Source organism: Hydrogenophaga sp. (assembly GCF_036675665.1).
GTDB lineage: Bacteria > Pseudomonadota > Gammaproteobacteria > Burkholderiales > Burkholderiaceae_C > Hydrogenophaga.
This window is the reverse complement of record NZ_JAKFEO010000006.1, coordinates 480,441-492,512: the sequence shown is the minus strand read 5'-3', so window position 1 is coordinate 492,512 and position 12,072 is coordinate 480,441. Positions and strand designations below refer to the sequence as shown.

At 64.9% G+C, this 12,072-nt stretch carries 11 protein-coding genes and 1 pseudogene; 10 read left to right on the top strand and 2 right to left on the bottom strand.

What is annotated here, in order from left to right; all coding sequences use genetic code 11:
• The 7 genes and pseudogenes from nusA to V6M63_RS02725 form a co-directional block, all read left to right on the top strand.
• Positions 1 to 165: pseudogene (nusA, locus tag V6M63_RS02755) on the top strand (transcription termination factor NusA); the annotation flags it as partial.
• Positions 166 to 196: 31 nt separating this feature from the next.
• The gene (infB, locus tag V6M63_RS02750; protein WP_332739185.1) at positions 197 to 3,067 is read left to right on the top strand and encodes a translation initiation factor IF-2; all 2,871 of its coding nucleotides are present in this window, start codon (positions 197 to 199) and stop codon (positions 3,065 to 3,067) included.
• 12 nt (positions 3,068 to 3,079) lie between these two features.
• On the top strand, positions 3,080 to 3,451 hold the full coding sequence (rbfA, locus tag V6M63_RS02745; RefSeq protein WP_305339799.1) for a 30S ribosome-binding factor RbfA: 372 nt from the start codon (positions 3,080 to 3,082) through the stop codon (positions 3,449 to 3,451).
• Between the two features lie 2 nt (positions 3,452 to 3,453).
• Positions 3,454 to 4,443 carry a tRNA pseudouridine(55) synthase TruB gene (truB, locus tag V6M63_RS02740; RefSeq protein WP_332739182.1) on the top strand — a complete coding sequence of 330 codons (990 nt, stop codon included), beginning with the start codon at positions 3,454 to 3,456 and terminating at the stop codon, positions 4,441 to 4,443.
• Positions 4,440 to 6,266, top strand: coding sequence for a translational GTPase TypA (typA, locus tag V6M63_RS02735; RefSeq protein WP_332739180.1), 1,827 nt, complete (start codon positions 4,440 to 4,442; stop codon positions 6,264 to 6,266). The genes truB and typA overlap by 4 nt, the downstream gene beginning before the upstream one ends.
• A gap of 50 nt (positions 6,267 to 6,316) precedes the next feature.
• The gene (locus V6M63_RS02730) at positions 6,317 to 7,336 is read left to right on the top strand and encodes a DMT family transporter (protein WP_332739178.1); all 1,020 of its coding nucleotides are present in this window, start codon (positions 6,317 to 6,319) and stop codon (positions 7,334 to 7,336) included.
• A 22-nt stretch (positions 7,337 to 7,358) separates the two neighbouring features.
• Positions 7,359 to 8,459, top strand: a complete 1,101-nt coding sequence (locus tag V6M63_RS02725; RefSeq protein WP_332739177.1) for an enoyl-CoA hydratase/isomerase family protein — start codon at positions 7,359 to 7,361, stop codon at positions 8,457 to 8,459.
• 15 nt (positions 8,460 to 8,474) lie between these two features.
• Here V6M63_RS02725 and smpB read toward each other — a convergent pair whose 3' ends face one another.
• Positions 8,475 to 8,969, bottom strand: coding sequence for an SsrA-binding protein SmpB (gene smpB, locus V6M63_RS02720; RefSeq protein WP_332739175.1), 495 nt, complete (start codon positions 8,967 to 8,969; stop codon positions 8,475 to 8,477).
• A gap of 48 nt (positions 8,970 to 9,017) precedes the next feature.
• On the opposite strand from smpB, the gene V6M63_RS02715 reads away from it, so the two are divergent.
• Both V6M63_RS02715 and V6M63_RS02710 read left to right on the top strand, forming a co-directional pair.
• Positions 9,018 to 9,464 (top strand): type II toxin-antitoxin system RatA family toxin, encoded by a 447-nt coding sequence (locus V6M63_RS02715; RefSeq protein ID WP_332739173.1) that lies wholly within the window; start codon positions 9,018 to 9,020, stop codon positions 9,462 to 9,464.
• A 7-nt stretch (positions 9,465 to 9,471) separates the two neighbouring features.
• Positions 9,472 to 9,801, top strand: coding sequence for an RnfH family protein (locus V6M63_RS02710; protein ID WP_056274557.1), 330 nt, complete (start codon positions 9,472 to 9,474; stop codon positions 9,799 to 9,801).
• Between the two features lie 22 nt (positions 9,802 to 9,823).
• Here the strand turns inward: V6M63_RS02710 and V6M63_RS02705 are convergent, their stop codons facing one another.
• Positions 9,824 to 10,363 carry a DUF4124 domain-containing protein gene (locus V6M63_RS02705; protein ID WP_332739170.1) on the bottom strand — a complete coding sequence of 180 codons (540 nt, stop codon included), beginning with the start codon at positions 10,361 to 10,363 and terminating at the stop codon, positions 9,824 to 9,826.
• Positions 10,364 to 10,534: 171 nt separating this feature from the next.
• On the opposite strand from V6M63_RS02705, the gene guaB reads away from it, so the two are divergent.
• Positions 10,535 to 12,004 (top strand): IMP dehydrogenase, encoded by a 1,470-nt coding sequence (gene guaB, locus V6M63_RS02700; RefSeq protein ID WP_332739169.1) that lies wholly within the window; start codon positions 10,535 to 10,537, stop codon positions 12,002 to 12,004.
• Positions 12,005 to 12,072 lie beyond the last annotated feature (68 nt).

Here is a 12,072-nt window from a genome sequence, read left to right as displayed (position 1 = left end):
GCCAAGTTGGCCGACGCCGGCATCCACACCCGCGACGAGCTGGCCGATCTGGCCACCGACGAGCTCACCGACATCACCGCACAGACGCCTGAAGAGGCCACCGCGCTGATCATGCTGGCACGCGCTCACTGGTTCACCGGTGACGAAGCGCAATCCACGACCTGACCAGCGGAGGCCCATCGGAGAATTGAAACCTATGACAAGTACCACCGTCGCCGAACTGGCTGCCGAGCTGAACAAGCCCACCACCGTCCTGCTGGAGCAACTCTCCGCAGCGGGTGTGCCCAAGACATCCGGGGCCGATCCAGTCACCGAATCCGACAAACAATCGCTGCTGGGCCACCTGAAGGCCAGCCACGGCACGGCCGGCGGTGAGCGCAAGAAGATCACCTTGGTGAAGAAGTCCACCTCCGAGATCAAGCAGGCTGACTCCACGGGTCGTGCCCGCACGATCCAGGTGGAAGTGCGCAAGAAGCGCACCTTCATCAAGCGCGACGACGAAGCAGTGGCGGTACCCGAGGTGGCGGAAGAGCCTGTGGCTGCCGCGCCGGTGGTCGACACCGAGGAACTGACCCGCCGCGAGGAAGACGCGCGCCGCCAGGCCGAGTTGCTGCGCCGCCAGGAAGAAGAGTTCAACGAGAAGCGCCAGGCGCGTGAAGCAGAGGAAGCGCGTCAGGCTCAGGCCGCCGTCGAGCAGGAGCGTGCCGCTGCTGCCGCTGCCGAAGTGGCGGAAGCCGCCGCCCGCGCTGCTGCCGAGGCCGCCACGCCTGAAGGCGTTGCCGAGGCCATCGCCGCCCGCACCGCCAAGGATGCCAAGGCCAAGACCGACTCGCTGGAGCGCGATTCCGCGGCCCGCGTGATCGCGGACCGCAACGCTGAAAGCAAACGCGCAGACGACCTGCGCGCGCAGGATCTGGTGGAACGCCGCCGCAAGGCCGAAGCCGAAGCCGCCAACATCCGCGCCATGATGTCTGCGCCAGCCAAGACGCTGGTGGCCAAGAAGCCCGAGCCTGCCCCGGTCGACCCCAAGGCCGGCATCAAGGGCACGCTGCACAAGCCTGCCGGCACGCCCGGCAAGCCCGTCACCACCGCTGGCGCAGCCACGGCTGGTGTGGCCGGCAAGAAAGAAATCAAGTCGGAGAACCTGTCTTCCACCTGGAAGGACGACGCGGCCAAGAAGAAAGAAATCAAGACCCGTGGCGACACCAGCGCGGGTCGCTCCAACTGGCGCGGAGGCCCACGCGGTCGCCGCGACTCGCGCGATTCTCGTGATACCGGTCAGAGCAACTTCGTGGCGCCGACCGAGCTCAAGGTCATTGAAGTGCACGTGCCGGAGACCATCACGGTGGCCGAACTCGCGCACAAGATGAGCCTGAAGTCGTCCGAGGTCATCAAGCAACTGATGAAGCTCGGCCAGATGGTCACCATCAACCAGCCGCTGGACCAGGACACCGCCATGATCGTGGTGGAAGAACTGGGTCACAAGGCCGTCGTGGCTGCGCTGGACGATCCGGAAGCCTTTGCTGACGACGAAACCTCGCAACAGGAGCACGAGCTGCTGCCGCGCGCGCCTGTGGTGACCGTCATGGGCCACGTCGACCACGGCAAGACCTCGCTGCTGGATTACATCCGCCGCGCCAAGGTGGCTGCGGGCGAAGCCGGCGGCATCACGCAGCACATCGGTGCGTACCACGTCGAGACCGAGCGCGGGATGATCTCCTTCCTTGACACCCCGGGTCACGAGGCGTTCACCGCCATGCGTGCCCGTGGTGCCCAGGCCACCGACATCGTCATCCTCGTCTGCGCAGCCGACGACGGTGTGATGCCGCAGACCAAGGAAGCCATCAAGCACGCGAAAGCCGCTGGCGTTCCGATCGTCGTGGCACTGACCAAGATCGACAAGCCTGGTATCAACCTGGAGAAGGTTCGCTCCGAACTCGTGGCCGAAGAAGTCGTGCCCGAAGAGTTCGGTGGTGACGTACCCTTCGTGGGCGTGTCCGCCAAGACCGGTGTGGGCATCGACGCGCTGCTGGAGCAGGTGCTGCTGCAGGCCGAAGTGCTGGAACTCAAGGCGCCGGTGGAGTCCATGGCCAAGGGCCTGGTGATCGAAGCGCGCCTGGACAAAGGCCGCGGTGCGGTGGCCACGGTGCTGGTGCAGAGCGGCACGCTCAAGACCGGCGACGTGGTGCTGGTGGGCCAGACCTCGGGACGCGTGCGCGCCATGCTGGACGAAAACGGCAAGCCGATCAAATCGGCCGGCCCGTCGATCCCGGTGGAAATCCAGGGTCTGTCGGAGGTGCCGCAGGCTGGCGACGACTTCATGGTGATGACCGACGAGCGCCGTGCGCGCGAGATCGCCACCTACCGCGCGGGCAAGTTCCGCAACACCAAGCTGGCACGCCAGCAGGCCGCCAAGCTGGAGAACATGTTCTCCGACATGTCGGCAGGCGAAGTCAAGCTGCTGCCCATCATCGTCAAGTCCGACGTGCAGGGTTCGCAGGAAGCGCTGGCCCAGTCGCTGCTCAAGCTCTCGACCGATGAGGTCAAGGTGCAACTGGTGTTCGCCGGAGTCGGTGGCATCAGCGAGTCCGACGTGAACCTGGCCATCGCCTCCAAGGCGGTGATCATCGGCTTCAACGTGCGCGCCGACGTGGGTGCCCGCAAGCTGGCCGAAGGCAACGACGTGGATCTGCGCTACTACAACATCATCTACGACGCCGTCGATGAGTTGCGTGCGGCCATGTCCGGCATGCTGGCACCCGAAAAGCGCGAAGAGGTCATTGGCTCGGCCGAGATCCGCACCGTGTTCGTGGCCACCAAGATCGGCACCATCGCCGGTTGTATGGTCACGGCTGGCCAGGTCAATCGCGGCGCGCATTTCCGCTTGCTGCGCGACAACGTGGTCATCTACACCGGCGAGATCGACACCCTCAAGCGCCTCAAGGACGACGTGCGCGAAGTCAAGGAAGGCTTCGAGTGCGGTATCAAGCTGAAGAACTACAACGACATCAAAGAAGGCGACCAGCTCGAATTCTTCGAGGTCAAGGAAGTGGCACGCACGCTGTAAGCGGTGATCTGCATGGTTCGCAAAGCCTCCTCCACCCCCAACCGCGGTTTCCGCGTGGCCGACCAGATCCAGCGCGATCTGGCCGAGCTGATCGCGCGCGAGCTGAAAGACCGGCGGGTGGGCATGGTCACGATCAATGCGGTCGAGGTCACGCCCGACTACGCGCACGCCAAGGTGTTCTTCAGCCTGCTCACGGGCGACCCTGAGGAAACGCTGCAAGGCCTCAATGCCGCGGCGGGTTTCCTGCGCAGTGGCCTCTTCAAGCGGCTGCACATCCACACCGTGCCCACGCTGCATTTCGTGTTTGACCGCACCACCGAGCGCGCGGCCGACATGAACGCCTTGATTTCCAAGGCGGTCTCTTCTCGTTCAAAGGAAGAGTAGCCATGCACGCGCCACGCACGAGGGTGCAGCGGCGCCCTGTGCACGGGGTGCTGTTGCTCGACAAACCGCTGGGTCTCTCCAGCAACCAGGCTTTGCAGAAGGCCAAATGGTTGCTGCGTGCTGAAAAGGCGGGCCACACGGGCACGCTGGATCCACTGGCCAGCGGTGTGCTGCCGCTGTGTTTTGGCGCGGCCACCAAGTTCAGCCAGATCCATCTGGACGCCGACAAGACCTACGAGACCGTGGTCCGTCTTGGCGTGAAGACGCGCACCGGCGATGCCGAAGGCGACGTGATCCAGACCCGCGACGTGGCTTGCACGCCGGGACAGGTTGTGGAGGTGCTGGACCGCTTCATGGGGCCCATTGCCCAGGTGCCCCCCATGCACAGCGCCTTGAAGAAGGACGGCAAGCCCCTCTACGAATATGCCCGCCATGGCGAGACGGTGGAGCGCGAAGCGCGCCATGTCGTCATCCACGACCTGGACCTGCTGGACATGCAACTGCAGGGCGATGCTCCGTTCCTGCGTCTGCGTGTGCGTTGCAGCAAGGGCACCTACATCCGCACGCTGGGTGAAGACATCGCCGAGGCCCTGGGCTGCGGTGGCCATCTCGGCATGCTGCGGCGCACCGAGACCGGGTCCTTCGACGCGTCGCAGTGCATCACGCTCGACGCCCTGGAAGCCCTTGATGAAGGCGAGCGCATGGCGCAGCTGCTGCCGGTGCAGGCCTTGCTGGACGGACACGAGGTCGTCACGCTCGACGCCCTGGACGCCGGACGCTTCCTCAGCGGCCTGCGCCGTCGCGGCGCCTGGGTCGACAACGAGCGGGTGGCCGTGTTCGGCCCGGTGCCCGCAGGCGAAGAATCCTTTTCCCTCGAACCCGTGCTGCTGGGCAGCGCGCACACCCAATCGGGTGAACTGATCCCGGGGCGACTGCTGAGCCCCTCCGAAATACAGCAAATCCTGGAAACCTCACCGGAACTCGCATCATGAGCAAACAAATCCGCAACATCGCCATCATCGCCCACGTTGACCACGGCAAAACCACCATGGTCGACCAGCTGCTTCGCCAGTCGGGCACCTTCGCCGAGCACGAAAAAATCGTCGACACGGTGATGGACAACAACGCCATCGAGCGCGAACGGGGCATCACGATCCTGGCCAAGAACTGCGCCGTGAGCTGGGAAGGCACGCACATCAACATCGTCGACACCCCCGGTCACGCGGACTTCGGTGGTGAAGTCGAACGCGCCCTGTCCATGGTGGACGGCGTGGTGCTGCTGATCGACGCGCAGGAAGGCCCGATGCCGCAGACGCGCTTCGTGACCAAAAAGGCGCTGGCCCTGGGTCTGAAGCCCATCGTGGTGGTGAACAAGGTGGACAAGCCGGGCGCTCGCCCCGATGCCGTGATCAACGCTGCGTTCGACCTGTTCGACAAGCTCGGCGCCAACGACGAGCAACTCGATTTCCCGGTGGTCTATGCCTCGGGCATCAACGGCTGGACGTCGCTGGTCGAAGGCGCACCGGGCGAGCAGTGGGGCCCTGACATGTCGGCTCTGTTCAACACCGTGCTCAAGCACGTGAAACCCCAGGACGGTGACCCGGCAGCTCCACTGCAACTGCAGGTCTCCGCGCTCGACTTCTCGACCTTCGTCGGCCGCATCGGCGTGGGCCGCATCAGCCAGGGCACCATCAAGCCCAACATGGACGTGGTCGTGATGGAAGGTGAAGACGGCAAGGTCGTCAAGGGCCGCATCAACCAGGTGCTGAAATTCCAGGGCCTGGACCGCGTGCAGGTGACCGAAGCCGGCCCGGGCGACATCGTGCTCATCAACGGCATTCCCGACATCGGCATCGGCGTCACCGTGACCGATCCGCTGAATCCGGCGCCGCTGCCGATGCTCAAGATCGACGAGCCGACGCTGACGATGAACTTCTGCGTGAACACCAGCCCACTGGCTGGCCGCGAAGGCAAGTACGTGACCAGCCGCCAGATCTGGGACCGCCTGCAGAAAGAGCTGCAGCACAACGTGGCCCTGCGCGTGAAGGAAACCGACGAGGATGGCATCTTCGAAGTGATGGGCCGCGGCGAACTGCACCTGACCATCCTGCTGGAGAACATGCGCCGTGAAGGTTACGAACTGGCCGTGTCCAAGCCCCGCGTGGTGTTCCGCGACATCGACGGTGTGCGCCATGAGCCCATCGAGATGGTGACGGCAGACATCGAAGAACAGCACCAGGGTGGCGTGATGCAGGCACTGGGCGAGCGCAAGGGCGAACTGGTCAACATGGAGCCCGATGGTCGTGGCCGTGTGCGCCTGGAGTACCGCATTCCGGCGCGTGGCCTGATCGGTTTCACCAACGAATTCCTGAACCTGACGCGCGGCTCCGGCCTGATCGCCAACATCTTCGATGGCTATGAGCCGCACAAGGGCGACATCGCCAGCCGCAAGAACGGCGTGCTGATTTCCATGGACGACGGTGAAATCTTCACCTACGCACTGGGCAAGCTCGACGACCGCGGCCGCATGTTCGTGCGCGCTGGCGACCCGGTGTACGAAGGCATGATTGTGGGCATCCACAACCGCGACAACGACCTGATCGTCAATGCCACCCGCACCAAGCAGCTGACCAACTTCCGTGTCAGCGGCAAGGAAGACGCGATCAAGATCACGCCACCGGTCGACCTCAACCTGGAATACGGTGTCGAGTTCATCGAGGACGACGAACTGGTCGAGATCACGCCCAAGAGCGTGCGCCTGCGCAAGCGTTTCCTGAAGGAAAGCGATCGCAAGCGCGCCTCCAAGAGTGCCTGAAACCGGCGGGCCGCAGCCTCGCACTGCGGCCGCTCTGACCTGAACTGGCCATGCCTTTTCGCGCCCTCAACCGCCTGACCCACACCCAGGCGGTTTTTCTCATGCTGGCGGTCACGCTCATGTGGTCGATTGCCGGTGTGGTGTCGCGCCAGCTCGAATCGGCGGCGCGTTTTGAGGTCACGTTCTGGCGCAGTGCCTTCACCGCGCTTTCGTTGCTGGTGATCCTCCCCGTCTGGCGGCAGGTGGACCGCAACCAGGGGCGTCTCACCGAGAGCGGGTCTGGTTCCGCGCTGCGCACCTGGCTCCAGCGCCACTGGGGCCTGATTCCCGAATCGCCGGCCTTCTGGATCTCGGGCGTCTGCTGGTCGGTGATGTTCACCGCGTTCATGCTCGCCCTGACTTTCACCAGCGTGGCCAACGTCCTTGTGATCATGTCGATTGGCCCGCTGTTCACTGCGCTGGTGGCGCGTGTCTTCATCGGTCAGCAACTGGCCGTGCGCACCTGGCTGGCCATTGTGGCGGCCGGCGCGGGCATCGCCTACATGTATGGCAGCCAGTTCATCCAGGCGCTGACCCATCCCGAAATCGATACTGGCGGCCTCGTGCTGGGTTCGCTCACCGCGCTGTGCGTGCCGATAGCGGGCGCCATCAACTGGACCGTGGTGCAGCGCAGCCAGACCCACGGCGAGAAGATCGATCTCGTGCCTTCGGTGCTGCTGGGCGCGGTGATCTCCTCCCTGCTCACCTTGCCCCTGGCGTTGCCCTTTGCCGCGACCGCGAGCGACGTCGCCTGGCTGGCCATGCTCGGCCTGGTGCAGTTGGCGATTCCCTGCGCACTCTCGGTGGTGTGCGCGCGCGTGCTCAAGGCGCCAGAGGTCTCGCTGCTGGCCTTGCTGGAGGTGATCTTCGGCATCCTGCTGGTCTGGATCCTGGCCAACGAAGTACCCGGTGACGAAGTGCTGCTGGGCGGCAGTGTGGTGATTGGCGCCCTGGTGATCAACGAGTTGCTGGGCTGGCGCTCACGAGCCGGTTCACCGCGCATCCAGACCGTCGACCAACAGCCACAATGAACGATCTTCCGGAAGAACAACAATGAACGCCTCAGTGCCAGAAACCCACGTCATTGCCGAAGTCCTGGGCCGCGTCGGCTGCATCACGCTCAACCGCCCCAAGGCCCTCAACGCCTTGTCGCTCGACATGATCCGCCGCATCACACAGGCTTTGGTGGCCTGGCGCGACGACGATCAAGTGCAAGCGGTCGCGGTGCGCGGCGTCAACAAGGAAGGCCCGTTCGGCAGCTTCTGCGCAGGCGGCGACATCCGCTTCTTCCACCAGGCTGCGCTCTCGGGCGACGCTTCGCTGGAAGATTTCTTCACAGAAGAGTACGCACTCAACCACCTGATCCACACCTATCCCAAGCCCTACATCGCCTTCATGGACGGCATCGTCATGGGTGGTGGCATGGGCATCAGCCAGGGGGCGAGCCTGCGCATCGTCACCGAGCGCAGCAAGCTCGCCATGCCCGAGACCCACATCGGCCTGTTCCCCGATGTGGGCGGCGGTTACTTCCTGAGCCGCTGCCCTGGCCGTCTGGGCGAATACCTCGCGCTCACCGGGCAGGCGCTCGGCGCGCGCGACGCCATGGCGGCGGGCCTGGCCGACGGCTTCATCGAGTCGGGTCGCCTTGTCGGCCTCTGGAACTCGCTGGCGCAGACCCCCTTCGAGAACGGTGCCTCGGTGGAGCGCTGGTGCGCCAGCCACCTCAGCACCACCGCTTCGCCGGGCAGTTGGCCGGCCAAGGAGATCGACCGTGTGTTCGGCCTGCCCGACATGCACGCCATCATCTCCACGCTGGAGTCGGGTGATGGCGAGTGGGCCAAGGCCACTGCGGCCACCCTGCGCCACCGCTCACCGCTGATGCTGCACGTGGTGCTGGAGCAGGTGCGCCGCGCCCGCGCCATGGGCCTGACCGACAACCTGCGCATGGAGCGCGGCATGGTGTACCGGTGCTTCCACCTGCGCCCGGGTGCCGCCAGCGAAACGGTGGAAGGCATCCGTGCCCTGGCGGTGGACAAGGACCACCAACCGCGCTGGAACCCGGAGCGTATCGAGGATGTGGGAAGGGGACAGGTAGCCGCGTTCTTCGAGAGCCCGTGGACGGCGGACGCGCATCCGCTCAAACACCTGGGCTGAACGCCACGCCCAGTCTCAGCGGTTGCGCGACTTCATCGCCCGGTCCACCTCGCGCTTGCCTTCGCGGTCCTTGATGGTGTCGCGCTTGTCGTGCTCGGCCTTGCCCTTGGCCAGGGCCAGGTCGCATTTGACCTTGCCGTTCTTCCAGTGCAGATTGAGCGGCACCAGCGTGTAGCCCTTCTGCTCGACCTTGCCAATGAGGCGGCGGATCTCGTCCTTGTGCAGCAGCAGCTTCTTGGTGCGCACCGCGTCCGGGCTGACGTGCGTGGATGCCGTGTGCAGTGCGTTGATCTGGCAGCCGATGAGAAACAGCTCGCCGTTGCGAATGACCACGTAGCCGTCGGTGAGTTGCACCTTGCCCTCGCGCAAGGCCTTCACTTCCCAGCCCTCGAGCACCATGCCCGCTTCAAAGCGCTCCTCGATGGCGTAGTTGAAGAACGCCTTCTTGTTGTCGGCGATGCGGCTGTCGAGGCCTTTGGTGGGAGTTGCTTTGCTGTTTTTGGTGGCCATGACGCGCGAGGTGCGGCCGTTTCAGGCCAATACAATGCGTTCGATTGTATGAAAACGATTCACAAGAATGTCTTGCTCTGGCACAGCGCGCACGAAATGTTCGCCCTGGTCACCAACATCGAACACTACCCGCAGTTTCTGCCGTGGTGCGATCACGGCGAAGTGCTGGAGCAATTCGAGGACGGGATGGTCGCGCGCGTGGGCATGGCCTTCAGCGGGCTGCGCCACAGCTTCACCACGCGCAACACCCACGAGACCGACCGCAAAGTACTCATGGAACTGGTCGATGGCCCGTTCTCCAGGCTGGATGGTGTCTGGGAGTTCACGCCCTTGGGGGAAGGCAGCCAGCGCGCCTGCAAGGTGGAGTTCACCCTGACCTACGATTTTTCAAGCACCACGCTCGCAGCGCTCGTGGGCCCGGTGTTTGACAAGATCGCCGGCAACCTGGTGGACGCGTTCGTCAAGCGCGCCGATCAGGTGTACGGCGCAGACTGAGCGAAGCATGCAGATCACCCTGATCCATTCGAAGGCGCCGCGCCATGTGCACGAACTCGGCCTGCAGGTGCCCGAGGGATGTACGGCGCAGATGGCGCTGGAGAAGGCCGGCTGGCTGAACGTCTACCCCGAACTGGGCACGCCCGCTCTGACGCTGGGCGTGTGGGGTCGGCGTGTGAGCCCGGAGCATGTGCTGCGTGACGGGGACCGCCTGGAGGTGTATCGAGCGCTTCGGGTGGACCCGAAGGTGGCCCGCCGGGAGCGGTTCGTGGGGCAGGGCGCGCGCGGAACAGGCCTGTTCGCCCGAAGAAAAGCCGGCTCCAAGGCCGGCTACTGAATTCTTGATGCGCCGGGGTTGATCACGGCTTCGGCACAGGGCCGCAATCGCTGCGGATGATGCCATCCATGCGCTGGGATTCGGCGGCCTTGGCCTTGTCGTCCATGATCTCGCGCTCTCCCTTGGCGTTGGTGGTCGCCAGCCGCACGCCGGACTCCATCGTGATCTTGGCTTTTCGCGCGCGCTCGCAACTCTCGGCACGCACCTTGGCCACACGTTCCAGCTCGGCCTTCTTCTTCGCTTCCTCGGCCTGCTCGGCCTGCTTCTTCTTCGCTTCCAGCTCGGTGTCGCGAGTGGGGATCCGAGGCGCGGCAGGCGCGCTGGCGGCGGGTGCTGTCGATGGGGCCGGTTCTGCACCGACGATGGGGGCCGCCGTCATGCCCGGCTTCTTGAGGATGTTCTTGTCGGGAATGCTCGCAGGCGGCGGGGTGTCGCTGAACACCTTGCGGCCGGTGCCATCGACCCATTGCCATTGCGCCATCGCTGCCGAACTGAATGCGAGCAGCAGCCCCATCAACAGTGGGTTGCGCCAGGACGTTTGGGGGGTGTTGGCTTGTGACATCGCATCAGTTTAGCCCTGAGTCCACCGGGCGCTGTGGCCGTCTGACACCCCGCCGGGTACAAGCTGACGCAGCGGTGGTTTTTCGCGGCTGAGCGGTCGGTGCTGCAGGCGCCGGCCCACGGGTTTGCCCTCGGGTCGGGCGGCTACAATCGACGCTTTTGGAGCTTTCCCATGCGCCTACTCGGCAAAGCGCTCACCTTCGACGACGTGTTGCTGGTGCCAGCGTACTCCCAGGTCCTGCCCAAGGACGCCTCGCTTGCCACCCAGTTCTCCCGAAACATCCAGCTGAACCTGCCCTTGGTTTCCGCGGCCATGGACACGGTCACCGAAGCCCGCCTGGCGATTGCCATCGCCCAGGAAGGCGGCATCGGCATCGTTCACAAGAACCTCACGCCGCAGGAGCAGGCGGCGCACGTGGCCAAGGTCAAGCGCTACGAGTCCGGCGTGCTGCGCGACCCGGTGGTGATCTCGCCGCAAACCACCATCCGCCAGGTCATGAAGCTCTCGGACGACCTCGGCATCTCCGGTTTCCCGGTGGTCGAAGCGGGCCGTGTGGTGGGCATCGTCACCGGCCGCGACCTGCGTTTCGAAACCCGCTACGACCTGCCGGTGAGCGAGATCATGACGCCGCGCGAGCGCCTGATCACCATGCCCGACGGCACCACGCCGGCCGAGGCCAAGACCCTGCTCAACAAGCACAAGCTCGAACGCCTGCTGCTGGTCAACGACGCCTTCGAGCTCAAGGGCCTGATCACGGTGAAGGACATCACCAAACAGCTCAACTTCCCCAACGCCGCGCGCGACGCCTCTGGCCGCCTGCGCGTGGGTGCGGCGGTGGGCGTGGGCGAGGGCACCGAAGAGCGCGTGGAAGCATTGGTGAAGGCCGGTGTGGACGCCATCGTGGTGGACACCGCTCATGGCCACAGCAAGGGCGTGATCGACCGTGTGCGCTGGGTCAAGCAGAACTACCCGCAGATCGACGTGATCGGCGGCAACATCGCCACGGGTGGGGCTGCCATGGCGCTGGTCGAGGCGGGCGCGGATGCGGTGAAGGTCGGTATCGGCCCTGGCTCCATCTGCACCACCCGCATCGTGGCGGGCGTGGGCGTGCCGCAGATCATGGCCATCGACAACGTGGCCACGGCCCTGCAAGGCACAGGCGTGCCGATGATCGCCGACGGCGGTATCCGCTACAGCGGTGACATCGCCAAGGCGATCGCCGCTGGTGCCAACACCGTGATGATGGGGGGCATGTTTGCCGGCACCGAAGAGTCGCCCGGCGAGATCGTCCTGTACCAGGGCCGCAGCTACAAGGGATACCGTGGCATGGGCTCCATCGGCGCCATGCAGCAGGGCAGCGCCGACCGCTACTTCCAGGAAAGCAGCACCGGCAACCCCAATGCCGACAAGCTGGTGCCCGAAGGCATCGAAGGCCGCGTGCCCTACAAGGGCTCGGTGGTCTCCATCATCTTCCAGATGGCCGGCGGTCTGCGCGCGGCCATGGGCTACTGCGGTTGCCCGAGCATCGAGCACATGCGGCACAAGGCGGAGTTCGTCGAGATCACCTCGGCCGGCATCCGCGAGAGCCACGTGCACGACGTGCAGATCACGAAAGAGGCACCCAACTACCGGGCGGACTGATCAGGTCCACTCCGCAGGCCGTCCGCGAGACGGCCTTTTTCTTTTCCCCTCACGCTCATTCACCCCGC